Annotated in this window: 24 protein-coding genes; 15 read left to right on the top strand and 9 right to left on the bottom strand. The window is 54.2% G+C overall.

Annotation, left to right across the window (positions count from 1 at the left end; all coding sequences use genetic code 11):
* Positions 1-44 precede the first annotated feature (44 nt).
* The 6 genes from G547_RS0104180 to G547_RS0104155 form a co-directional block, all read right to left on the bottom strand.
* Positions 45-1205, bottom strand: coding sequence for a lipid A deacylase LpxR family protein (locus G547_RS0104180; RefSeq protein ID WP_036187014.1), 1161 nt, complete (start codon positions 1203-1205; stop codon positions 45-47).
* Positions 1206-1400: 195 nt separating this feature from the next.
* The gene (locus G547_RS0104175; RefSeq protein ID WP_027328756.1) at positions 1401-1994 is read right to left on the bottom strand and encodes a TetR/AcrR family transcriptional regulator; all 594 of its coding nucleotides are present in this window, start codon (positions 1992-1994) and stop codon (positions 1401-1403) included.
* 191 nt (positions 1995-2185) lie between these two features.
* Positions 2186-3055 (bottom strand): hypothetical protein, encoded by an 870-nt coding sequence (locus G547_RS0104170; RefSeq protein WP_027328755.1) that lies wholly within the window; start codon positions 3053-3055, stop codon positions 2186-2188.
* Positions 3056-3075: 20 nt separating this feature from the next.
* On the bottom strand, positions 3076-3588 hold the full coding sequence (locus G547_RS0104165) for a hypothetical protein (RefSeq protein ID WP_027328754.1): 513 nt from the start codon (positions 3586-3588) through the stop codon (positions 3076-3078).
* Positions 3589-3632: 44 nt separating this feature from the next.
* On the bottom strand, positions 3633-4493 hold the full coding sequence (gene purU / locus G547_RS0104160) for a formyltetrahydrofolate deformylase (protein ID WP_027328753.1): 861 nt from the start codon (positions 4491-4493) through the stop codon (positions 3633-3635).
* 83 nt (positions 4494-4576) lie between these two features.
* Entirely contained in the window at positions 4577-5479 is a 903-nt protein-coding gene (locus G547_RS0104155; protein WP_027328752.1) for an AEC family transporter, read from the bottom strand.
* 483 nt (positions 5480-5962) lie between these two features.
* On the opposite strand from G547_RS0104155, the gene G547_RS0104150 reads away from it, so the two are divergent.
* The 7 genes from G547_RS0104150 to G547_RS22495 all read left to right on the top strand — a co-directional run bounded on the left by G547_RS0104150 (position 5963) and on the right by G547_RS22495 (position 16144).
* On the top strand, positions 5963-8908 hold the full coding sequence (locus tag G547_RS0104150) for a ribonucleoside-diphosphate reductase subunit alpha (RefSeq protein WP_027328751.1): 2946 nt from the start codon (positions 5963-5965) through the stop codon (positions 8906-8908).
* Between the two features lie 135 nt (positions 8909-9043).
* Entirely contained in the window at positions 9044-10324 is a 1281-nt protein-coding gene (locus G547_RS0104145) for a ribonucleotide-diphosphate reductase subunit beta (protein ID WP_027328750.1), read from the top strand.
* Positions 10325-10863: 539 nt separating this feature from the next.
* Positions 10864-11232: a hypothetical protein gene (locus G547_RS0104140; protein ID WP_027328749.1), complete on the top strand. Its 369-nt coding sequence runs from the start codon at positions 10864-10866 to the stop codon at positions 11230-11232.
* A gap of 120 nt (positions 11233-11352) precedes the next feature.
* Complete coding sequence (locus G547_RS0104135) at positions 11353-12393, top strand: RelA/SpoT domain-containing protein (RefSeq protein ID WP_027328748.1); 1041 nt, start codon at positions 11353-11355, stop codon at positions 12391-12393.
* Between the two features lie 26 nt (positions 12394-12419).
* The gene (locus G547_RS0104130; protein WP_027328747.1) at positions 12420-13016 is read left to right on the top strand and encodes a DUF6338 family protein; all 597 of its coding nucleotides are present in this window, start codon (positions 12420-12422) and stop codon (positions 13014-13016) included.
* Between the two features lie 260 nt (positions 13017-13276).
* Complete coding sequence (locus G547_RS0104125) at positions 13277-15253, top strand: AAA family ATPase (RefSeq protein ID WP_027328746.1); 1977 nt, start codon at positions 13277-13279, stop codon at positions 15251-15253.
* 135 nt (positions 15254-15388) lie between these two features.
* Positions 15389-16144, top strand: coding sequence for a hypothetical protein (locus tag G547_RS22495; protein ID WP_051234787.1), 756 nt, complete (start codon positions 15389-15391; stop codon positions 16142-16144).
* Positions 16145-16309: 165 nt separating this feature from the next.
* Here G547_RS22495 and G547_RS22490 read toward each other — a convergent pair whose 3' ends face one another.
* From G547_RS22490 to G547_RS20085, 3 genes are read right to left on the bottom strand one after another with little or no spacing between them, the layout of a single operon-like run.
* The gene (locus G547_RS22490; RefSeq protein ID WP_051234785.1) at positions 16310-17293 is read right to left on the bottom strand and encodes a HipA domain-containing protein; all 984 of its coding nucleotides are present in this window, start codon (positions 17291-17293) and stop codon (positions 16310-16312) included.
* Complete coding sequence (locus tag G547_RS0104110) at positions 17290-17625, bottom strand: HipA N-terminal domain-containing protein (RefSeq protein ID WP_027328745.1); 336 nt, start codon at positions 17623-17625, stop codon at positions 17290-17292. Before G547_RS0104110 ends, G547_RS22490 begins: the two co-directional genes overlap by 4 nt.
* Position 17626: 1 nt before the next feature.
* Entirely contained in the window at positions 17627-17929 is a 303-nt protein-coding gene (locus tag G547_RS20085) for a helix-turn-helix domain-containing protein (RefSeq protein WP_036187010.1), read from the bottom strand.
* Positions 17930-18186: 257 nt separating this feature from the next.
* Here G547_RS20085 and G547_RS0104100 point away from each other — a divergent pair, with 257 nt between their 5' ends.
* The 8 genes from G547_RS0104100 to G547_RS0104065 all read left to right on the top strand — a co-directional run bounded on the left by G547_RS0104100 (position 18187) and on the right by G547_RS0104065 (position 22991).
* Positions 18187-18654, top strand: a complete 468-nt coding sequence (locus G547_RS0104100; protein ID WP_027328744.1) for a DUF1294 domain-containing protein — start codon at positions 18187-18189, stop codon at positions 18652-18654.
* Positions 18641-19000, top strand: coding sequence for an MmcQ/YjbR family DNA-binding protein (locus G547_RS0104095; protein ID WP_027328743.1), 360 nt, complete (start codon positions 18641-18643; stop codon positions 18998-19000). Before G547_RS0104100 ends, G547_RS0104095 begins: the two co-directional genes overlap by 14 nt.
* A gap of 303 nt (positions 19001-19303) precedes the next feature.
* Complete coding sequence (locus G547_RS0104090) at positions 19304-19831, top strand: GNAT family N-acetyltransferase (RefSeq protein WP_027328742.1); 528 nt, start codon at positions 19304-19306, stop codon at positions 19829-19831.
* 136 nt (positions 19832-19967) lie between these two features.
* On the top strand, positions 19968-20387 hold the full coding sequence (locus G547_RS24025; protein WP_027328741.1) for a GNAT family N-acetyltransferase: 420 nt from the start codon (positions 19968-19970) through the stop codon (positions 20385-20387).
* The gene (locus tag G547_RS24020) at positions 20365-20784 is read left to right on the top strand and encodes an NUDIX hydrolase (RefSeq protein WP_027328740.1); all 420 of its coding nucleotides are present in this window, start codon (positions 20365-20367) and stop codon (positions 20782-20784) included. Before G547_RS24025 ends, G547_RS24020 begins: the two co-directional genes overlap by 23 nt.
* 68 nt (positions 20785-20852) lie before the next feature.
* Positions 20853-21422: a hypothetical protein gene (locus tag G547_RS0104075; RefSeq protein ID WP_027328739.1), complete on the top strand. Its 570-nt coding sequence runs from the start codon at positions 20853-20855 to the stop codon at positions 21420-21422.
* A 192-nt stretch (positions 21423-21614) separates the two neighbouring features.
* A complete protein-coding gene (locus G547_RS0104070) occupies positions 21615-22163 on the top strand; it encodes a hypothetical protein (RefSeq protein WP_027328738.1) in 549 nt (182 codons plus the stop codon).
* Between the two features lie 27 nt (positions 22164-22190).
* The gene (locus tag G547_RS0104065; protein ID WP_027328737.1) at positions 22191-22991 is read left to right on the top strand and encodes a phytanoyl-CoA dioxygenase family protein; all 801 of its coding nucleotides are present in this window, start codon (positions 22191-22193) and stop codon (positions 22989-22991) included.
* The last annotated feature ends 2 nt before the right edge of the window (positions 22992-22993 follow it).

The following is a 22993-nucleotide window of genomic DNA, read 5'->3' as shown; positions in this document are numbered from 1 at the left end:
GCTTCATGATCACATAGATCCGCCGGGCTTGCACCCGGCGAGGGTTAGCGGAAGGTACGGGAGAGAATCAATCCACCCCAGAGCAGGTTTCGATCACCCGGGCCCCGGCGAATTTCTGAGCTGTGACCACGCAACACATAGCTGATGCGGTAGCCCTCGGAGAAAGCAACGGTATAGCCAAGCCACGCTTCTACCAGAACGGTACGCAATTCACTCCGGTCCAGGGTGACGTCGCTCTCCCGAAATTGGCCCTGCAAGAACGCATTGTAGGCCCGGGCCTTGAGCGAAATGCCGCCCCAGAAATAATGTTCATCCACCGAGAGACTGCTGTTGGTGTAGGAGGACTTCTCACCATAGCTGACCAACTCGGGGTTAAAGGAAGACCACGCCGTATGGTACTGGCCTCCACGCACCGACAGGCTCCAACTCGCTTCGGTCAAATAGCCCACCGAGCCCTGCACCGTGCTTTTGATTTCCAGATTGTTAAACAAGGTGGTGAGGTGCTGTTGGCGGGCAATGGTGTAGCGCGCCGTCGGCTCGCCACCATCGCTTACCTGGTGGGCCCAACCGCGGGCGGTATTGGCCCCAACCACGGAGTGGATTTCGTTCTGCGCATCGCCCACCAGATCCAACCCGAGGAAACCCACGGACAGTGTGCTCTTCCAGGCGACCCGGTGGCGAATGTCGAGCCGCTCACGGGAGTTGGACCAGTACACCAGGCTGGCGTAGGGGCGGTCCCCGGGCAGAGGCTCAGCCACATCAATGTCATCCGGGGTAAAACCGAACATACCCACTTCAATGCTGTGCTTGCTCACACCGACCGGAGAGAGATGGTCAAAGCCGAGCGCGGAATCAAGCCAGGCCAAGGGTTCATCCAGAGAGAACCACCCCTCTTTGGCGGCGCGGCCGGTGTAGGTGAAATTCAGGCCGTAGGTGTAATCCTGGTCCTTTCCGCCGAGCGCCAGGATGTCATTGTCCACCGCCAGCGCCCAACTGGAGCGCTGCGGCTCCGTATAGGGCAAGGAGCGGATGGGGGCGACCGGGCGCTTTTCATCCTCGATCAACCAGGCCACCTGAGTCACAGGGGGCTGGGCGGACGCTCGCACCGGCTCGGAGTTGAGCTCCCCGGAGGCGGCATGAGTGGACGCCAACAGGAGCAAAGCGCCTAAATAGGTGACCGGTCGTCTTTTAATAAAATGGTCCATTTCCACATACCTTTCTTCATGTAACGCTGTAATTTAACCAGAATTAGATGACCGGTCGTCTTTAAAGTATCACCAACTCCACCCCACACCGATCCCCGCTGGGGCCCGTCAAGCGGGTCCGCATTACGTGAGGGTCGGCTCGAGAATTATTGTGGTTATGGAGTCAGTGAGGTCTTCAACAGACCGGCCCTGGGATCAGGCGGCGTCCGCCTGCCCCACCACCGTGGGTAACAGGGCCAGGAACGCATCCAGGGGCTCGCGACACTTGGAGGCTTTCATGCGCATCACCGTGCCCTCCCAGGCGTTGAACAGGAACTCCGCCAACACCGCGGAAGACAGCGGGCTGGTCAGGCTGCCGTTAAGGCGGGCCTCCTCCAGCACATCCTCAATGGCCTGGGTGTTGTTGCGCAGCAGCTGGCGGACTTTCAGGCGAATCTGCTCGCTGGAATCCGACATCTCCTGGCACATGTTGCCGATAAAGCAGCCTCCGGTCACGCCGCTGTCGCAGGCGCCGGTGTAGTCCCGAAAGTACCGGCTCAGGCGCTCCAGCGGCGGAATGTCCCGGTTCTGCAACAGCGCGCGGCTCTCCTGCTCGCGTTCCTCGGTGGCGCGCTCCAGCGCCGCCAGCGCAAAGTCTTCCTTACTTTTGAAGTAGGTATAAAAAGACCCTTTCGGCACCTCGGCGGCGTCGACAATGTCCTTGATACTGGTGCCGTTGTAGCCGTGAGTGGCCATTACCGCCAGGCCAGTATCCAGGAGAAGGTCTTTTTTCTGTTCGCGCTTGTTCATCGCTGTCGGCTCACACTCGTTCATGACCACCAATATATGACCGGTCGTCTGGTTTTGCAAGGAAAGGGCTATGGTACTTTCTTATAAACCTCATAGCTTTGTTTATAAGCGGACCGCAGGAATCATAACCCCATTGCTGTTCGCCGGGCAAAAGCGCCTGATTCAGGCCCTTTTGCCCGGCGACTCACGCATCAGTCGACCGTGGTGAAAGTGACCGCTTGCACCTGCCGAGCGGAGATGCTGCCGCCGGCATAGGCCGAATCGAGCTGGCCAGCCCGTAACTTTACCAGCGTCAAGGTGGTGTCACAGGTGCCCAACAAACGTTCATCGTCAATCGCCCCGGCTTCAATCTGAAGGCTGCCGCTGTCGTCATCGACTGAGGTGCGGTATTGATAGTCGCTGTTGTTGGTGCAAGTGGTGGTCACATCCACTTCAATCGTCACCCCCTCCTCAACCGGCAACCACTCCAGTTGCACCGGGTCAGAAGAGCGGCTCAGCGTCTGATTCGCCAACGGCGAGAGCAGCTGAAAGGCCCGTGGCATGACCACAGTCGACTCCAACGCTTCGGCGGCCCCATCACGCAGAAGCGAGACGGTGTACCGAGCCCCGTCCGGGACGTTGTCCAGGTGACCGTTGTAATACACCCGCTCGGGCACCAAACCACTGAATATATAGGATCGACGATAGCGGTAATCCCCTTCCAACAACCGCTGCGAGTGCGTGAGCTCCGAGAGCGCTTCGAACCAATCGCTCCCCAAGACTTCTTCCCGAAGATTGACGCCTGTGGTGAACCAGAGATCATCCCCGTCCCCCAGTTCGACGTAATCGTCACCGTCATAATAATCATCGTCGCGGCTAGCGGGCGGCCTGAGCAGCTGCACGCTGGCGTGTGCTGAGCCTTGCTCGGGGTCCGCGTGCACCTCAATCGTGGCTTCTATTTCCCCGGTCGGGAGGGACTGTGAGGAAACCACCGAATCACTGCCACCACCACAGGCATAGAGCAATCCCGCTAACACCAAACATAGAGCGGCTTTTCCGGCACTGCGAATAAGTCCCAACATTATTTTTCTCCCTATTTATCCTAAAACGAAAACCGCAAGCCAACGGACAGTGCGGACACATCGCTACCCATCTGATCATTGAGATACAGGTAGCCTCCTTTCACAAACAGACCATCGACCACTTTCTTGGTCACCGCCAGCTCCAGGAAAGGCTCCCATTCGGTTTGCCGCCCAAGGGTACGCCCACCAAGCCGCGCCAGAGACTTGAGCTTGGTGGCGCCCAACCCCAGCTCCCAGTCCACAACCCGGGTCGGGAAGCGGCGCACCGCTTGCAGGTAGTAACCGCTCATTTCCACACTGGCCGCCGTAGGTGCGGATTCCAACTCAAACTCGCCCACGTCGAGGTACCCGGCCCGAGCCACCCAGTCCCCGATGACATAGCCAAGCGACGCGTTGGCAAACCGATCCGATTCGTACCCGGAGGCGGACGGAAAAGACCCGCCCACAGACCCATCCAACTCCACTTGAGCCGTGGCGGGCACCGCCATCAGCATCCAGAGAGCGGTTGAGAGGAAAATGAAGTATTTCGACATTGTATTGTCCTTTACTGTTTGGGTTTATTGTTTGATCTTGCTCACTAGCGGGCAAACACCACCGTCTTGCTGCCATTGAGCAACACCCGGTGCTCGGCGTGCCAGCGCACGGCGCGGTTGAGCACCACGGCTTCGATATCCCGGCCAATCTCGGCCAGGGCATCCGGCAGGTTCACGTGGGAAACGCGCTCCACCGATTGCTCGATAATCGGCCCCTCGTCCAGGTCCGCCGTCACATAATGAGCGGTGGCGCCGATCAGCTTCACACCCCGGTCGTAGGCCTGATGGTACGGCTTGGCGCCCTTGAAGCCGGGCAGGAAGGAATGGTGAATGTTAATGGCGCGGCCGTTGAGCTTGCGGCACAGGTCATCGGAGAGGATCTGCATGTAGCGGGCCAGCACCAGGCAGTCCGCGTCCTCTTCCTCAATCATCTTCCAGATTTGCGCCTCCTGCTCGGCCTTGGTGTCCGGCGTGACCGGCAGGTAGTGAAACGGCAATTGGTACCACTCGGTCAGGTCCCGCATCACTTCGTGGTTGGAGACCACGCCGACGATATCGATGGGCAGGGAGCCGTTCTTCCAGTTGTTCAGCAGGCTGTTCAGGCAATGCCCCCACTGGGATACCGCAATCAGCACCCGGGGCTTGCAGTCCACATCAAAAATGTCCCAGTCCATGGCGTACTGATCCGCCACGGGTTTGAACAGCTCATTGATGGCCGCCAGCTCGTAACCTTGCGGGCACTCGAACACCGTGCGCATAAAAAAGCGGCGTTGGGTTACGTCTTCAAACTGGGAGGATTCGCGGATGTTGAAGCCGCGCTGGGCGAAGAGGCTGGCCACCGCCGCGACAATGCCCTGGGCATCCTGACAACTGAAAGTGAGTACTATCTCCCGCACACCGGCCATGGGTCCATTCCTGCTTGTAAGTGATTACTATGAATAGAAAAGGCTGCAAGCCTACTGGATTCGGGACAAACGGCTCAAGTGTTTTATGGGCTGGCCAGTGGCAGTACCAGCACCAACACAATCGGCAGCACCAAAAAGGCCAGCAACGTGGACATCAGCACCATGGCCGCCACCTCCTGGGGCGCCCGGTCGTAGCGCAGCGCCAGCAGGTAATTGAAAATGGCCACCGGCATGGCCCCCTGCAGCACCGCCACGCCCAGCGCCTCGCCTTCCAGCCCCAAGAGCAACGCCGCCAGGTACCCCAGGCCCAAACCGCCCAGCACCCGAATGGAGCTGAACAACAGGCTGCGCCTCCAGGCCACCAGTTTGAGCCGGGCCAGGGAAACCCCCAGGGTCATCAGCATCAGGGGAATGGCAAAGCCGCCCATCAGGTCCACGGTGTTGCCCAGCCAACGCGGCAGGTCGGTATCGGTGACCAGCAGCGCCACCGCCACCACCATGGCGTAGAGCACCGGCTGGCGTACCAGGGCTCCCAACCGGGCGCCAAGCCCTTCCGCCCGGGAGACCAGCATAATGCCCAGAGTAAAGGTGCTCAGCATCATCACCATAAAGGAGGCCATCGCCAGGGCCAGGCCGGTTTCCCCGAAAGCGAACAGACACAGGGGCAGGCCCAGATTGCCGTTATTGGGGAACAACAGCGAAGGCAGATAACGGATGGGGTCGAGCTTCAGCCAGCGGATTAGCCCGTAGCCGAGCACCAGCATGCTCACGATGACGAACCCGGCCGCCAGGGCGACACCGCCCATGATGCGCGGCTCCACTTCGACCCGCGCCATCACCGAGACGATCAGGCAGGGGGTGGCAATGTTCATCACCGCGCGGGAAACGAACTCAGAGGGGTAGTCCGTCCCCGAGCGTACCCAGACGTAGCCGATCGCCGTGCCGATAAACAGCGGCGCCATAATGGCAATGAGTTCAGCGAACATGTCGCTCCTTTGACCTAACAGGGACCCAGTTGGGACCTGGCGGGGACCCAGTTGGGACGTAACGGGCCCAAACCGGACCCAACCAACAAGAGGGGACCATTGTACGATAACTGGCCCCTCTTAATATGGTATGTGATCTTTGGCGATAACAGAAAAGTTCGGTAGAATAAAAAAATCTATTCAGTCGCTCGACTGGTTCACAACCCGGCGCCAAGCCTCAGGCTCGCTCAATACGCGGCCCACAGGATAGTGGTCACTGACCTACCGATTTACGCACATTTTATCCACAGGCATTCCCCGTTTTTGTCCGCTTGCATTCCCATCAAAAGCGCATTATCTTGTATCGCAATCAAACGGCACCCCTATATATAGGGTTTTGGGACGGCCTTGCCCCAAGGCTTTTACTGTCCGCCGACGACCTTGCCACCCCCCTCTTGGTGGCCGCTCACAGTAACGGAATTCAGTTCGCTCTCGGAGACGTCCATGTACACAGAAACCGATCGTAACCCCAGCTCCCAGGCCAAGCCTGAGGGTCAGGCCCCTTCACAGGAACGCAGCGCGGCCAGCCTCTCGGCCACCGCCCCGGGCCAATTGCGTGTGATCAAGCGCAACGGCACCGTGGTCACCTACGATCCGAGCAAAATCGCTGTCGCCATGACCAAAGGCTTCCTGGCCGTGGAAGGCGGCACTGCGGCGGCCTCGCGCCGCGTGCGCGAAACGGTCGAGAACCTCACCAGCCAGATCACCGCCACCTTCAAGCGGCGCATGCCCTCCGGCGGCACCATCCACATTGAAGAGATTCAGGACCAGGTCGAACTGGTGCTGATGCGCTCCGGCGAACACAAAATCGCGCGGGACTACGTCCTCTACCGCGAAGAGCATGCCCGCCTGCGCGCCGAGAAGCAGCCCGGCGCCGCCGCCGGCCCGGTGGAAGACCCGGAATACCCCAGCATCGAAGTCACGCTGGATGACGGCACCAAAGCCGCCCTGGACACCCAGCGCCTGCGCACCATCGTGAACGAAGCCTGCGCCGGCCTGAAGGACGTGAGCGAAAAGGCCATTCTCGACGAAGCCATGCGCAACCTGTATGACGGCGTGCGGCTGAGCGATGTAAACACCTCTCTGGTGATCACCGCCCGCACTCTGGTGGAAAAAGAGCCCAACTACACCTACGCCACCGCCCGCCTGCTGATGGACAAACTGCGCGCCGAGGCTCTGAGCTTCCTGGGCGTGGCCGAGACCGCCACCCAGGCAGAGATGGAAACCTACTACGCCCAGGCCCTGCCCGCCTATATACAGAAAGGGGTAGACCTGGAGCTGCTGGCCCCGGAACTGCTGAGCTTTGACCTGGAAAAACTGGGCAAGGCCATCATCGCCGAGCGCGACCTGCAGTTCACCTACCTGGGCCTGCAGACCCTGTATGACCGCTACTTCATTCACAGCAACGATGTGCGCATCGAGCTGCCCCAGGTGTTCTTCATGCGCGTGGCCATGGGCCTGGCCGTGGAAGAAGACAACCGCGAAGAGCGCGCCATCGAGTTCTACAAGCTGCTCAGCTCGTTCGACTACATGAGCTCCACCCCGACCCTGTTCAACGCCGGCACCCTGCGCCCGCAGCTGTCCTCCTGCTACCTGACCACGGTACCGGACGACCTGCACGGCATTTACGGCGCGATTCAGGACAACGCCATGCTGAGCAAATTCGCCGGCGGCCTGGGCAATGACTGGACCCCGGTACGCTCGCTGGGCGCCTACATCAAAGGCACCAACGGCCGCTCCCAGGGCGTGGTGCCCTTCCTGAAAGTCGCCAATGACACCGCCGTGGCGGTGAACCAGGGCGGCAAGCGCAAAGGCGCCGTCTGTGCCTACCTGGAAACCTGGCACCTGGACATCGAAGAATTCGTGGAGCTGCGTAAAAACACCGGTGACGACCGTCGCCGCACCCACGACATGAACACCGCCAACTGGGTCCCGGACCTGTTCATGAAGCGCGTGTTCGACGATGAAGAGTGGACCCTGTTCTCCCCGAACGACGTGCCGGACCTGCACGACCTGTACGGCGAAGCTTTTGAGGAGCGCTACCGTGAATACGAGCGCATGTGCGAAACCGGCGAAATGAAGCTGTACAAGAAAGTCCAGGCCGTAGACCTCTGGCGCAAAATGCTGGGCATGCTGTTTGAAACCGGCCACCCCTGGATTACCTTCAAGGACGCCTGCAACCTGCGCAGCCCGCAGCAGCACGCCGGCGTGGTGCACTCCTCCAACCTGTGCACCGAGATCACCCTGAACACCAAGGCCAATGAAGAAATCGCCGTGTGTAACCTGGGCTCCGTGAACCTGGCCCAGCACATCGTGGATGGCAAGCTCGACCACGACAAGCTTGAGAAGACCGTTAAAACCGCGATTCGCATGCTCGATAACGTCATCGACATCAACTACTACTCGGTGCCAGCGGCGCGCAATTCCAACCTGCGCCACCGCCCCATCGGCCTGGGCCTGATGGGCTTCCAGGACGCGCTCTACCGCCAGCGCCTGGCCTACGGCTCCGACGAAGCGGTGCAGTTTGCCGACCTGTCCATGGAAGCGATCAGCTACCACGCCATCAAGGCCTCCAGCGAGCTGGCCAGAGAGCGCGGCCGCTACGCCAGCTTTGAAGGCTCACTGTGGAGCCAGGGCGTACTGCCGCTCGACTCCATCCAGAACCTGGCCAAGGCCCGCGGCGACAAGTACATCGAGATGGACACCAGCCAGACCCTGGACTGGGACACCCTGCGCGAGCAGGTCAAAACCGTCGGCATGCGCAACTCCAACGTCATGGCCATCGCCCCGACCGCGACCATCGCCAACATTACCGGCGTGAGCCAGTCCATCGAGCCCACGTACCAGAACCTGTACGTGAAGTCGAACCTCTCGGGCGAATTCACCGTGGTGAACCCCTACCTGGTACACGACCTGAAAGATCGCGGCCTGTGGGACAACGTCATGGTCAACGACCTCAAATACTACGAAGGCACCGTGCAGCCCATCGACCGCGTACCGGACGATCTGAAAGCCCTGTACGCCACCGCCTTTGAAGTGGAGCCCAAGTGGATTGTGGACGCCGCCAGCCGCCGCCAGAAGTGGATCGACCAGGCCCAGAGCCTGAACCTCTACATCGCCGGCGCCAACGGCAAAAAGCTGGACATCACCTACCGCATGGCATGGTTCCGTGGCCTGAAAACCACTTACTACCTGCGTGCCCTGGCCGCCAGCAGCACTGAAAAGTCCACCGTCACCACCGGCACCCACAACGCCGTATCCGCCAACGGTGGCGGCGGCGTCGCAGCCGCAAGCGCCTCGGGAACCAGCGCCGCCAGCAGCAATGGCGAAGCCGCGCCCGTCCCCGCCGCCTGCTCCCTGGACGACCCAGACTGCGAGGCCTGCCAGTAAATACTGAAGGGTGATGTGGCTCCGCAAACCCCGGAGCCACAACACAACCAAAACGGAAACGTAGGGTAGGTAAGCGAAGCGCCACCTACCAATTAAACACCCAAATTCACCCCCCAAACACAGGACAAAAGCGCTATGTTGAGTTGGGACGATTTCGACGCAGCCGAAGAAACGCAACAACAATCCAAACCGGCCCCCCAAGCTCCCCCCAAACCGGAGCCCAAAGCCGCCGTGAAGGAACCCGCTGCCAGCTACGACAGCGCCCCGGCCGAAGCCGCCGCCAAAAGCGACCACGCCAATACCAGCACCGGCAAAGAGTCTGACGCCGTGGCCGAAGCCCGCGAATCCCTGGAGCACCTGGACGTCGCCCCCGGCCTGGAAGAGCTGGAAATGGGTGCCTCGCGCATCGAGGTCGACGACAAGCGCATGATCAACTGCCGCGCTGACCTCAACCAGCTCGTACCCTTCAAATACGACTGGGCCTGGCAGAAATACCTGGACGGCTGCGCCAACCATTGGATGCCCCAGGAAGTGAACATGACCGCGGACATCGCCCTGTGGAAAAGCCGCGACGGCCTGACCGAAGACGAGCGTCGCATCGTCAAGCGCAGCCTGGGCTACTTCTCCACCGCCGACTCCCTGGTGGCGAACAACCTGGTGCTGGCCATCTACCGCCTGATCACCAACCCGGAGTGCCGCCAGTACATCCTGCGCCAGGCGTTTGAAGAAGCCATCCACACCCATGCGTACCAGTACTGCATCGAGTCCCTGAGCATGGACGAGGCGGAAATCTTCAACATGTACCGCGAGCTGCCCTCAGTCGCCGCCAAAGCCGCCTGGAGCCTCAAGCACACCCAGACCCTGGGCGACCCGACCTTCAACACCGGCACCCCGGAAACCGACCAGGAACTGCTGCGCAACCTGGTCGCCTTCTACGCCGTCACCGAAGGCATCTTCTTCTACTGCGGCTTCAGCCAGATCCTGTCCATGGGCCGTCGCAACAAAATGACCGGCGTGGCCGAGCAGTTCCAGTACATCCTGCGCGATGAGTCCATGCACCTGAACTTCGGCATCGACGTCATCAACCAGATCAAACTGGAAAACCCGAACCTCTGGACCCCCGAATTCCAGAAAGAAGTGACCCAGATGGTTCTGGAAGGCACCGAACTGGAAATCGCCTACGCCCGCGACAGCATGCCCCGCGGCGTACTGGGCATGAACGCCGGCATGATGGAAGAGTACCTGCACTTCATCGCCAACCGCCGCCTCGCGCAGCTCGGCCTGAAAGAACAGTACCCCGGCGCCCAGAACCCCTTCCCCTGGATGAGCGAAATCATGGACCTGCGTAAGGAGAAGAACTTCTTTGAGACGCGCGTGACGGAATATCAGGTCGGTGGTGCGTTGAGCTGGGATTGATTCCCGTCTCCCGAAAGACAGACATGGCCTGGGCCAAGGAGCGGCCCGACCTACCCCACTACATCCAACCAAAGCCTTGACCATGGCTTTCAGGTAACGATGGCCACCGCAAACACACATCGTGGCGCCCTTCCCGAGTGAGCATCCGCTCGCAGTACTCCATAGCACTGGACGCCCCTCTCTTCGCAAGCTGAGGACAGGTAACAGGAAGATGAACGCGATAGACTCCGAATACCTTGTGAACAACAAACTCTTGGCGGAAGAAGAGCCCGGGGGAACTAGCTGGTCAGCACAAGCGTGCCACCGAAGGGTTTCCATATTGGCCGGGGATATACGTCAAGCCGACGCACTTAAACACGTCAAACCGACGTATTTAAACGCGTCACTTTGACGTTGAATACACTGTTATATGAATAGGAGAAGTAGTCATCGACAATAGATGGACCGTCATTTCAGCAATTGCTGCGTCTGCGATAGCAGCGCTAGCAGCGATATCCACGACGCTTTTTTCGAACTGGAATAGTGTAGAGCTCGAGAAAATGAAAATGCGTGTGGGGCAGGTCGAGGCGCGGCAGTCATATTTTTACAAACGTTGCGATTCAATGAATCAGTTGTTGAAGGAAATGACGCTCAATTTGCAAAATTTGTATTACGGAAACGAAGACGGAAAGATCGATAAAACTCTAGAGCGCATGTCTATATTAAGAAGCAATGCTACATTAGCGAAGAGTTACCTGAGTGAAGAGTCTTTAGATCTGTACATAAAAGGTAATAGCCAGATAGAAAAGCAGAAAGCGAACGGTGAAACGGTTAATCCAAGCAAACCCATTGTGGTATCGATTGCTGCACTGGCCAACGAGCTAAAAAGTTGCAATAGTCCGGGTGTTTTCCCGGCCCTGGGCGAATGAACGCCATATAACCAGTCGGTCAACCGGACGCCAAAAGCGTTTCGCTTTTGGTTCCCTCCGCTGCGCTCCGGCGCCGGTTACCATCAGCGTTAGCGTATTCGTAACATAGGAAAATCACGTATGTCGTGGATTGAATTAAAATATTCAAAGAAGGCAGTTCGGCGCGCTGGCGACTATCTGATTAGCGATGAACTTGATATCGATAAATTTTTTGAAGCTTATGAGATTCTTGATAATTGGCGATCATCACACGAATATCCAATCCAGTCTATGCTTGGGTATTTTAGAAAAAAAGCCTTCGATGTTGACCCAGAATCTGTCGTCGCTAGGAGATTAAAGCGAACACCCTCTATTCTCGCTAAGTTGCGCAGAGAAAATGGGATGAAGCTTGATAGAATGGAAGACATAGGTGGTTGCAGAATCGTGGTCGCGAACAAAAATCAGGTTTACGAGACTCGTGATGCGATCGTAGATGGAAGGACTAGAAATACCCTGCGCCGGCAGAGAGACTATATTAAGCAACCAAAAAAATCTGGTTACAGAGGCATCCACTTAATATATCGCTACAACGGACAGAAGACTCAGTATTCTGCGCATTCCATCGAGCTTCAGATTCGCAGTAAAGTTCAGCATTCCTGGGCAACTGCAGTAGAGGTCGTAGGCACATTTACTCGGCAGGGCCTCAAAGCAAGTCAAGGACACGATGCATGGCTAAATTTCTTCAAATATGCCAGTCTCGCGTTCGAGGACATAGAGAATAAGGCTTTGGCCAAAAATGCAAATTCTCCAGAGAGACTGGAGCTGATAAAGTATATTGAAAGACTTGGTGTTCTGCATAAGTTGAGGGCGTTTGCCGTATCTACACGACATTTGGGCAGAGATAGAAAAAACAAAAATGACTATTTTCTGCTAGTTTTAGACGTAAGTAAGTCGAATATCGGAGTCAGGAGATACTCCAGGGACCATGTTGATTCAGCAACGAAAAGGTATGCTGAGCTTGAAAGGGAATATAAAGAAAACAATGACAAAGATGTTGTACTGGTTTCGGCTGAATCAGTGCATGGTCTGAAAAAGGCGTATCCGAACTACTTTGCGGATACAACGGAGTTCTCAAAAAATATAGAGCGAATAATTGATGCTAACAAGCATTACAGCGGATAAACCGCTGAATGCAGCATTAGCGATATATGGAAAATCTAGCATCTGACTTAGTTCAAATTTTACGGTATTTGTTGCCGGGGTTTCTTGCCGCCTGGGTATTTTATGGCTTTACGTCTTTTGTAAAGCCGAGTCAGTTTGAGCGTGTTGTACAAGCCCTAATATTTACGCTTATTGTTCAGGTGGTTGTGTACATTTACAGGGCTACAGTCATTTCTATATCGGAATACTGGACGTTTGGTTCATGGGATAGGGATATAGAGCTTGTTGTTTCGGTTGCGATCGCAGCGATTCTTGGTTTTACATTTTCCTATTTTTCAAATAACGACAAGTTTCACTCGGTTGTCCGCAAAATAGGCGCTTCGAAAGAGACATCTTATCCATCAGAGTGGTACGGTGAGTTCTCGAATAGGGTGACCTATATTGTGTTGCACTTAGACGGAGAGAGGCGCCTATATGGTTGGCCCAAAGAGTGGCCCTCAAATTCTGAAAAAGGCCATTTCTCTATAGAGCAAGCCTCCTGGCTCGTGGATGGAGAAGAAATTCCTATCACCGGCGTAGAAACTATTCTGATACCTGCAAAAGATGTGCGTATGGTAGAGTTCATGGAAAAAACATGGGAGTAAAGTATGTCAAAAAAATCGTCCAACCCACCACCTCCGGCGCCCCGACCACCAATTCATCGAGGAGTAAATGATGGGTGCAACTCTAATCCGCCACCACCTACAAATGTTCGGCCGTCACCACCTCCAGCACCGCCGCCCAAGCGCTAAAAAACCAGGCAGCGGGACATTTTTTACTCCGCTGCGCTCAAAGCGCAAAATATGCCCCTGCTTGGGACGTTCGGCAATTAGCTCACCTCGAAAAAGTCCAAGGAGTTGTAAAAATGCTACTGAAATCAGCCAAAGTCACTGAATATAAATCAATATGGGATTCAGGTGAGTTCGAGGTTTCTGACATAACCTGTCTCGTTGGTAAAAATGAGGCAGGAAAAACTGCAATTCTTGAAGCCCTCTACAAAGTAAACCCCATAATTCGAAGTGACTCCGGGTTTGATGTGACTGACGATTATCCTCGCGCCTACGTTTCAGATTATGAGGAAGAAGTCAAATACAAAGAACGAGATCCCGCTCAAGTCGTCGAAGCGCACTTTGAGTTTGAGGAAACAGATCGAAAGGGTGCGGAAGAAGTATTCGGACCTAACATTTTTCAGAATTACAAACTCGTTGAATTAGCTTACTATCCAAATCCGAATGACGAGGACCATTTCGAGAAGAAATTTAGAATTTCCTTGAATGATGAAGAAGCTTACTCTTACTTGATTGAGAATTCGGACTTATCGACCAATCTTGCCGATTCTTTAAAGAAAAAGGGGGCCAATCCTTCGCTGATTCTTGCAGAACTAAAAGAGTCCGAAGAGACGGAAGAGACGAAACGGCTTATCCAGATTTTCACTAAAATCACGAGCAGCAATCTCAGGAAATACGTTTACAATCAGTTTATATCCAGTCGAGTACCAAAGTTCTTATACTTTGATGAGTACTATCAGATGGAAGGGCGAGCGAACATAGAAGCGCTTCAGCAACGTGTTGCGGATGATGAGCTCTTGTCCTCTGATTATCCGATGCTAGGATTAATTGGTTTAGCAGGTATTGATCTTGCCGCTATGGCCGACTCCAATCGTACACAAGAGCTAAAGAATAAATTGGAGGGGGCTGGAAACAGATTAAGCAGAAAAGTGCTTAAGTACTGGTCACAGAATAAGCATGTCCGAATGAAAATAGACGTTCGTCCAGCCCAGTCGGGTGACCCGGAGGGGATGCAAAAAGGAACAAATATTTGGGCAGACATTTACGATTCTCGCCATGAAGTTTCAACAAATTTAGGAACACGCTCAAAGGGCTTTGTCTGGTTTTTCTCATTCTTAGCATGGTATTCCCGAGTTCAAAAGGAACATAAGGGTGAAGATATAATCCTATTGCTTGATGAACCTGGATTATTTCTTCATGGGCGCGCCCAAGAAGATCTTCTCCGATACTTTGATGAAGAGCTACAGGGAAAGCATCAAGTAATCTACACCACGCACTCTCCATTCATGGTGGACGCCAGTAAATTTCAGAGAATTCGGATTGTTCAAGACAAGGGAATTGAGACTGATGCCCCATTGGATCGAAGCGAAGATGGCACGAAGGTGGTCACGGATGTTCTAGAAGCTAGCGATGACAGTCTTTTTCCACTTCAGGGAGCACTAGGTTATCAAATATACCAAACGCTATTTGTCGGCAAAAACTGTCTAGTGGTCGAAGGGGTGTCAGATCTCCTATATCTGCAGGTCGTTTCTAGTGTTCTTGATAGGGCAGGCCGTGACGCACTTTCTGAAGAATGGACCATAACTCCTGTTGGCGGTATCGATAAGGTGTCTACGTTTGTGGCTCTTCTGGGTAGTCAGACAAGGCTAAGGATCGCTACTCTCCTCGACTACCAGAGCAAAGACCGACAAACTATTGAAAATCTGTACAAACGGAGCATTCTCTCCAAAAAAGATGTTAGTACGTATGCTGATTTTACCGACGGTAAAGAGGCCGATGTCGAAGACATGTTTGGTCTTAATTTCTACCTTGAGCTAGTGAACGGTGAGTTCGAGAAAGAAGTCTGGACTCCAATAAAACCGGCAGATGTCAAAGGAAAGCAACCACGGGTAGTTCCTAAGGTGGAGGGGCACATCAAGAGTAGCCTCAATCACTTTCGACCTGCTAGATACTTAGTGGAGAACATTGATACACTTGAAGCGAATATTCCAAGCGACGCGCTTGATCGATTTGAAAAAGCTTTTCAGAAGTTAAATAAACTACTCGGCCAATGATGCTAGAAAAAGCTCATCGTGAAGTGGGTCAGTTAAAATCTGCTGAACACGTCGCGTCATCAAACGGATGGCCTTTACGTCGCTTCGCCCTGTAAAGGCCACCGGTGCGCTATGCGTTAAGCACTAAGAGAAAGTATGAACGAAGATCAGAGAATTTTGGAAGAAGAGTTCGAAGGGGATTCCGACAGAGCCGCTGCTATAGTTGGGGCGTCGTATCTCGACGAGCTTCTAAGAGAAATACTTCTCGAATACTTAGTCGAAGACACAACCAAGAACAATAAAGAGCTGTTCTCGGGAAATGGCCCATTAAGCTCTTTTAGCTCTAGAATCAATTTATCGTATAGATTTGGAGTGATATCCGAAATCGAGAGGAAGCTTCTGCACGGTATCCGAGGAATCAGGAACGAGTTCGCCCACAAGCTTTCTGGCGCCTCTTTCAACGACAAAAGCATCAGACAAAGAGCACTAAACCTCTCGGTCCCTCATGAAATGCTTATTCCAAAATATATACCTATACCTAGAAATCCTGAAGAAAAGGTTCCACTGCCAACCATTTTCAAAGCTAATGAGAATGATGCTCGTGCAATCTATCAAGAAGCTGTTACCCACGTGGCATTGCTACTTCGAGGAAGGCAAGCTCACTGTACGTTAAACAAAATTGAAAAGATGGAAGACTACAGAACCGCAACTGAGCCCGGAAGACAACTTCAGAAGGTTCACGAGACTCTGCTTGAGAGATACGAGGAATTACGCCGGAAAGCAGAGGAGCTCGGTCATGAGATGGGGCAACAAGACTCAGAAGCTCAACACAGGCAGGAGGTGCTGTTCCGAGCTAACAAATACTGCCTGGATCAGACGGATAAAGCTCACTCTGAGAAAAACTATGATTAACCAGATGCTCAAAGGCGATGCGACAAATGCGCGCACGCTTTAGCGCGGCGGTAGTTTCCCAAGAAAAGTAGACACCTAATCCCCACTTAACGGAGGGTGTCATTATGACCAAGAAGACGAAAAACAAGTACAATCACTACACCGAGGATTTTCGGCGTGAGGCGGTCAATCGGGACTCATGACTTTAAGCCGTTCCCGCACCACCGTCTCCGCCCTCTCACGCATAGGCGTCGGCATATAACTGTTCTGGATCAAGGCGGCCGCCTCGTCCTCCAGGTTGACTAGTTTGCTGGCAAAGTTTTTAATCGCTCGCTCCGGAATCTTCAGTCGGCGTCCCAGCTCAAGGAAATCCTCCAGGGTATAAAAGCCCAGACGCTCGTAGCTTTCCGTAAAGTCGTCGTTGGCCAGCAGGTCCAGCGCCAGAAAGCTATCTTGGCTCGGACGCTCGAAGCCGTCACAGAACAGAACGTCGTAGTTTGGGGTTAGCAGATCGTAATAGCTGTAGAGTGCATCAGCGGTTGCGCGACGCAGGCTCAGGTTTTTCAGGTGCAGGTCGTCGTTGCCCATCACATAGGCGAGCATCACTCGTTTGATCATGTCCAGAACGGGCGCCGGTTTGCCATTGGTGGCTTTTGAGATGATGCGGCCCGCCTCTTCGTAGCTGAGCCGGTACTTGTCCTCGGATGGGAGCCCCGCTGCTTGCAGTAAATCCTCCTGGGGTGCCTTGTTGCCTTTGGCATCCCGGTCAAACCGGCGGCACACATAGGCGAGCTCCCCGTCTTTAAAGGGGATCAGGCCGCATAGCGCGGTCTCGATGCCAACCAGGCGGCTCAACGCCATGCCCGCGTGTTCGTTCTCGGCGGCGTGAGGATAGGCCTCGGGGCTTGGCTTGAGAATGTAAAGCCCTCCCTCGTCCACCGGAACCAGCTCACCGGCGCGTATCCCCAACGGGAGCTTCTCTTGAACACCGGAGATGGACATCCCTTTGGTGTATCGGCCTCCGGCCTGGAAGAATTCGGCCCGGGTAAACGGCAATACCGGTTTTACCTTCAAACGGCCAAACAGACGCTTGTACTCGGCATCCCGGTAGCCTGGGTGGGCCTCCTTGCCCGTCAGAGGCTTGAGGCTGATGTGACAATACTCGCTCATCGTTCATTACTCGGCTTGATGCTGACCGCGCCCACCAAGTCACGGCCATTGGCCAGAAGAAGCCCAAATCGATCCTCTTCGGCAATTCGTTGGGTTTGCGATTGGGTTCGTCGTAGCCAGCCTTCGGACACCAGATTGTCGAAATACCCGGGGAAGTGATCGAATTCATAGACCGTTTGGCCCAGCGGAAACTGGACCCCTATCGGGCGGCCGCCGTTGACCGGGTAGTCCGGGTCATAGGTGAACCGGTACCCGGAGTCGGTTTCCTCCAGGGTTCCGGCGAACACCCCCAGAAAATACACCTCGGCCTTTCGTTTGTCGGCACTGGCCATACTAGTCTCCGATGTACAGTCTCAGCCCCAGGGCGCCCGCGAGCCGCTTCAGTGTATCGAGCTGCACCGATAGCTGCCCGTTTTCCACATTGACCACGGAGGTAACGCCAACGCCCGCCAGTTCCTGGAGGTCGACCTGCTTGAGCCCCTGACGTTGCCGGGCCTCACGAATCACTTTTCCGGCGTGTTCAATGGGTACCGGTGGCGCCGACCCCTTGGACCGGTACTGGGCCAACTCCTGCTCTTGGGCCTTTGCCAATTCAACCAGCTGCTCCAGCTGCTGGCTTAACCGCTTATGTTCCATAGAAAATCACCAGAAAACTATAAATATGTTGTTGTTCGCATTATACTCTACAAAAAAGCGGCAATTCTATAGGATAGAACCGGTTATATGAAACTTTTCGCGACACATTCCAAAAAATACCGGAAATCAATAACCGGTTATACTTTGGGATCCCGTGCCCAACCGCCGGGAACCAGCCTGCTTCCGGGAACCTCGCTGGACGCCAGTTAATGCGACCGGATATCATCTGATACAGCGTGTCGCACGAGGATATAATCTTGAAAATTAGCCAGTTTTTGTTAGCCATCCTGGCTGCACTCGCCATCGCTTCGTATTACTTTGGCTTTACCCCCATCGCGCTGAGTCTACTATTGATTGTTTTCAGTCTGATCACCTACGGCTTGTACGCCAAAGACAAAGCAGCGGCCCAGAAGAACGAATGGCGAGTATCAGAGAGGACATTGCATATAGCGGCGCTACTGGGTGGCTGGCCTGGGGCGCTTTTGGCACAGAGCCGCCTGCGACACAAAACCCGGAAAACCCGTTTCCGCGTCGTATTCTGGCTGACGGTGTTGATCAATTTCGGGGGCCTCGCCTGGCTGCACACCCCACAAGGCAACACGCAACTCAGGGCAGGCATTTATCAGGTCGAAGACGCGGCAATTGCTCATATCCGGCAGGATACGGGTTTACGAGTGGTGCTCTTCTTAACCAAACTCCGGCCTGATCAGTATGACCTACGATGAATACAACCAGTTTTGCGGCGCCCTGCCCGCCACGTCCCATGTCGTTCAGTGGGGCGGCGCCCACGTGTGGAAGGTGGGCGGGAAAGTATTCGCCATTGGCGGCTGGTCGAAGGCCGGAAAACCGGCATTTTCGTTTAAAGTGTCGGATCTGCACTACGACATTCTGCAAGAAGAGCCAGGGTATCGGCCAGCGCCCTATCTGGCCTCCCGCGGCATGAAGTGGATACAGCAATACGACGTGCCTCCCGGCCGGGATGAAGAGCTCCAGTACTACTTGAAGGAGTCTCACCGCATTGTCTCTCTGGGGCTGACCAAGAAAAAGCAGAAGGAGCTTGGCCTTTCCTGAAACGGCGACTTGGGTCTAACTGGTATTCCGGGCTGCAGCGATATGGATTCATTGTCTTGGCCGACTCCTAGCGCCCGGAGATTTCACGTCTTTGACAAACGCGGTATACAATGGTTAAAGCATGAGAGCGCCCTACGCAATGAGCTTGAAGAAGAAACAGTCGATGCACTGGTCTCAGAAGCTCGCCAAGGCATTCCAAAGATGAACGATCCCAGGCCCTGGCATTTGATCACGGCGGCTAAAACTGCATAACACTTGTTCTTTGCCCTTTGTCCGTAAAGACAGGAAGAGCTAAATAGCACTATGGATATACGCCTAACAACAACCGAAGATGCTGAGCGTTTAAAATCGTACTTTTCTGAAAACCGGGATCATTTTCAACAATGGGAACCTGCTCGCGACCCTGACTATTATAGCCAGGAGGAGATCACCCAGAAATTGGCTGATTGTGAGCAGCAGCATGTAACTGGAAGCGCCGCCCACTTCATTGGACTCATAAACGGTGAGGTGGTCTCACACTGCTCCCTCACCAATATAATATATGGACCCTTACAAGGGTGTTTTATGGGGTATGGGGTGTCGAAAAAGCACGAAGGCACCGGGGTGATGACAGAGGTCTGCCTGGAGGCCATAAATTACGCGTTCAAGAATCTTGGACTCAACCGTATAATGGCGAATCATATGCCCCGCAATACCAGATCAGCACGCCTTTTGAAGAAGTTGGGCTTTACCGAAGAGGGGTTGGCGAAAAAGTATCTGAGAATCAACGGCAAGTGGGAAGATCATGTGCTTACCTCAAAGCTCAACCCAGACTGGGTGGAATATGGTTAAGTCTTCCGAGGGGTCTAACAGTTCACCGAACAAACCGGCTACAGGAGATTCAGAAACCCCGTGTGGCACATGCAGCACTAACGGTCAGACTATGATCTTTCAACGAGTGAACTTCGCTGAAGATATGGATCTTTGAGTGCGGTTCAGACAGGATTCTTTCGAGATTAGCTTTCCCGACACAGACACATGGAAAACGCACTGGAACGAAGAGGACTATCGCGCATGGCTTGTTGATCATGCCACGAGATTCCCGGACGGAGTGCTTCACGTCATTCACGACGGAACTATTATCGGGCAGCTAGAGTTCTCTTACCCCGGTGATATTGCGCACGTGAACCTGTTTTACCTCAAGCCGACTATGCGAGGGTTGGGGCTTGGATTTGCGCTGCAAGAGCATGTGACATCCACTCTCCGCTCTAAGGGGTGTTGCGCCGCCACGCTTCGAGTTAGCCCGACCAACCAAAGTGCGGTCAAGTTCTATACCAAGCACGGCTGGAAGAACCTTGGACCAGACCCAAAGTACCCTCAAGTCCATGTTTACAGAATTGAGCTATAAAGCCTGCCCGGTTGTACTACGATATCGAGATAACAGGCTGGAAATACTGACCTTCAGGCACCCATTGGCGGGTATTCAACTGGTTAAGGGCACGATAGAGCCGGGAGAGTCCAGCTTGGACGCGTCACAGCGGGAGCTTTTGGAGGAAGCCGGGATAATATTGAAGGCCGAATATCTGCTGCCTGAGTGGCAGAGGCGTCCTGATGAACCTATATGGAGTCTCTGCCTAATGGAACCCGGGGATCACCTGCCTGACCACTGGGAGCATTACTGCGAAGATGACGGCGGCCACCTATTCCGGTTTTTTTGGCATCCGTTGTCGTTACCTCCGAGTTCGGAGTGGCATCCGGTATTTTCCGACGCCCTCGCTGTTATTCGCAATCGCGTATCGCACTGAACCGGAGGAGATCTCACATATTCAGTGCCTTTGCACAAACACTGTCAATCTAGATACAGGGACATACTATGAAAACCTTCTTACTTCCATTTCTCATCATCTCTTCCGCCGCCTTGTGGTCTTGCAGCGGGGATGATGCGCCGCGCAGCCCTCAGACAACCACCCAGCGTGATTTAAGCGATGCGGTCTCCCTCAATGAGCTGGTGGCCCGACGTATGGAAAACGACGCCAGCATGGATGGCGCCACCGTTTTAATTGAGGATAGATTGGAGGCTTTTTTCGATCAGAGCCAAGGGTGTGCCGCAGACCCTGCGCCCTGCCTGGAAGAGGACTATGAGACCGAGACCAGCGACCCGATATACCAGGGGTCGGGGGTCGGGCCCTGCTCCGGCGATGGATTAGCCTTACGGTCGGGGAATTGGTCGGAAGAGGTGCTTGTCGATTTGAATGAGCACACGCAGTTCTATGTGCTGACGGAAGAGCAAACGATTACCGCCAATTTCTATGCCACCGTCCGGTTTGTGGAGCGCCAGGCTTGGTGCAGCGGCCAAATAAACTATGGTCTGGAAATCACCCTGAAAGACGGCGAAGAAGACTACCTATTGGATCAGTTTCTGGAGGATCAAGAACGTCGTTAAGGCTGGGCGGGTAACGTATACTCTACAAGCAGCCTAAAAAGGCGGTCAAGACTGTCGCATAAGACAACGACAGCAGTCTAAAGAACACCAAAGGCGTAAAAATCGTTGATTTCGCGACACCTGATTGATAGAGCATCAATGTCGGAAAAGAACCAAAGCGGCACCTATTAACAAAACCACTAAGGAGGCCACATGGATTGGCTTACATTTATCTCCCTAGTAATAGATTCGGTTGCATGGCCTTTTGCACTTGTTGCAACTATCATTCTGCTTCGAAAGGAGCTCGTCGAAGCAATTGGCAGAGTTCAGAGCATCAAACACAACGAAACTCAGATTGAGTTCAGTAATCGCATTCACGAGGCAAGCCGGGAAGCTGAAATCTCTCTACCAGAAACAGCCACACCCGACACAAAGACGTTTGCCCGGCGTATAAAGCTGGCCGAGCTTTCTCCTAGAGGTGCGATTCTTGAGTCTTGGCTGGATGTCGAGACCGCCCTGGAAGAAATGGGGTCTCGTTATGGGATTAGCGCAGAGTATATAAAGAGGTCGAGCATCCATAGGCTTCAGGTCCAGCTGGGGGATTACAATAGCCTGGGAAAAGGGGCCTTCAACTTACTCCAGCGATTGAAGGAAACCCGTAACGAGGCGGTTCACCTTACCGATAAGGAAGTTAAAACGGACGCCGCTAAAGAGTATATTTCCATGGCCAACCGCATGGTTACGTTACTCGACGAGGCTTGACCAGCCAACGTCACCAGGGAATTTCAAATGAATCCTAGAGACCATTTTGAGGCGCTTGGGTATACCATTTTGAGAGGACTGTTCAACAGAACCGAGATCTCTTTCATAGATAAGCACGTCGACCCTGTTTATCGGAAATGGGCTCATGGCAACAATACCGAAATCTATAGAAACAGGCTGGTCAATATGCACTCGTTGACACTTCCTGAGCACTTCCAAGACAACCCCGATCAACGAGTAGAGTTCTTCGAAGCAATTGCTCCCGCAAAGCTTACCGAAGCGATTGAGGATATTTTCGGTCCGGGTATCCATTTTCACAACACTCAGCTGTTTTTCAACCCTACAAACGCTGAGCGGCTCCCCTACTGGCATAGAGACATGCAGTACAGCCCTATCGAGGATGACGTGCAGCGTGACGAACTCAGAAGGATGCTGAGCCTTCATATCCGCATACCCCTAGTGGAGGAAAGGGGCGTTGAACTGGTCCCAGGGACGCATAGACGATGGGATACTGAGCTGGAGCGGAATGTGAGGTTTGAGCTAAATGACTCCAAGAATAGCGATCCACTTCCAAATTCCGAGTTAATTGACCTCGCTCCCGGGGATGTTCTGATATTTCACGCTCAGATGATACACAAAGGCAACTATGAGATGAACTCAACAAGGAAGGCTCTTGACCTCTGTGTGGGCAAATATCACCCTTTGACTTCCAGCTTCCTGGATGAGCATGTACTCCCCACAAAGGCTGAACTGGCTGCCATTGAAAACAGTCAATGGTATGATTTGGCGATAGACATAGCGTCTCGTAATAGACGCGGAAGCCCATAACG

It is taken from the genome of Marinimicrobium agarilyticum DSM 16975, assembly GCF_000423345.1.
Lineage (GTDB): Bacteria > Pseudomonadota > Gammaproteobacteria > Pseudomonadales > Cellvibrionaceae > Marinimicrobium > Marinimicrobium agarilyticum.
This window is presented reverse-complemented; position numbering and strand designations above follow the sequence as displayed.

Bases quoted from the DNA above. Each gene is read 5' to 3' on its own strand.
- G547_RS0104180 (WP_036187014.1), bottom strand. From the start codon at position 1,205: ATGGACCATTTTATTAAAAGACGACCGGTCACCTATTTAGGCGCTTTG.
- G547_RS0104175 (WP_027328756.1), bottom strand. From the start codon at position 1,994: ATGAACAAGCGCGAACAGAAAAAAGACCTTCTCCTGGATACTGGCCTG.
- G547_RS0104170 (WP_027328755.1), bottom strand. From the start codon at position 3,055: ATGTTGGGACTTATTCGCAGTGCCGGAAAAGCCGCTCTATGTTTGGTG.
- G547_RS0104165 (WP_027328754.1), bottom strand. From the start codon at position 3,588: ATGTCGAAATACTTCATTTTCCTCTCAACCGCTCTCTGGATGCTGATG.
- purU (WP_027328753.1), bottom strand. From the start codon at position 4,493: ATGGCCGGTGTGCGGGAGATAGTACTCACTTTCAGTTGTCAGGATGCC.
- G547_RS0104155 (WP_027328752.1), bottom strand. From the start codon at position 5,479: ATGTTCGCTGAACTCATTGCCATTATGGCGCCGCTGTTTATCGGCACG.
- G547_RS0104150 (WP_027328751.1), top strand. From the start codon at position 5,963: ATGTACACAGAAACCGATCGTAACCCCAGCTCCCAGGCCAAGCCTGAG.
- G547_RS0104145 (WP_027328750.1), top strand. From the start codon at position 9,044: ATGTTGAGTTGGGACGATTTCGACGCAGCCGAAGAAACGCAACAACAA.
- G547_RS0104140 (WP_027328749.1), top strand. From the start codon at position 10,864: ATGAAAATGCGTGTGGGGCAGGTCGAGGCGCGGCAGTCATATTTTTAC.
- G547_RS0104135 (WP_027328748.1), top strand. From the start codon at position 11,353: ATGTCGTGGATTGAATTAAAATATTCAAAGAAGGCAGTTCGGCGCGCT.
- G547_RS0104130 (WP_027328747.1), top strand. From the start codon at position 12,420: ATGGAAAATCTAGCATCTGACTTAGTTCAAATTTTACGGTATTTGTTG.
- G547_RS0104125 (WP_027328746.1), top strand. From the start codon at position 13,277: ATGCTACTGAAATCAGCCAAAGTCACTGAATATAAATCAATATGGGAT.
- G547_RS22495 (WP_051234787.1), top strand. From the start codon at position 15,389: ATGAACGAAGATCAGAGAATTTTGGAAGAAGAGTTCGAAGGGGATTCC.
- G547_RS22490 (WP_051234785.1), bottom strand. From the start codon at position 17,293: ATGAGCGAGTATTGTCACATCAGCCTCAAGCCTCTGACGGGCAAGGAG.
- G547_RS0104110 (WP_027328745.1), bottom strand. From the start codon at position 17,625: ATGGCCAGTGCCGACAAACGAAAGGCCGAGGTGTATTTTCTGGGGGTG.
- G547_RS20085 (WP_036187010.1), bottom strand. From the start codon at position 17,929: ATGGAACATAAGCGGTTAAGCCAGCAGCTGGAGCAGCTGGTTGAATTG.
- G547_RS0104095 (WP_027328743.1), top strand. From the start codon at position 18,641: ATGACCTACGATGAATACAACCAGTTTTGCGGCGCCCTGCCCGCCACG.
- G547_RS0104090 (WP_027328742.1), top strand. From the start codon at position 19,304: ATGGATATACGCCTAACAACAACCGAAGATGCTGAGCGTTTAAAATCG.
- G547_RS24020 (WP_027328740.1), top strand. From the start codon at position 20,365: ATGTTTACAGAATTGAGCTATAAAGCCTGCCCGGTTGTACTACGATAT.
- G547_RS0104075 (WP_027328739.1), top strand. From the start codon at position 20,853: ATGAAAACCTTCTTACTTCCATTTCTCATCATCTCTTCCGCCGCCTTG.
- G547_RS0104070 (WP_027328738.1), top strand. From the start codon at position 21,615: ATGGATTGGCTTACATTTATCTCCCTAGTAATAGATTCGGTTGCATGG.
- G547_RS0104065 (WP_027328737.1), top strand. From the start codon at position 22,191: ATGAATCCTAGAGACCATTTTGAGGCGCTTGGGTATACCATTTTGAGA.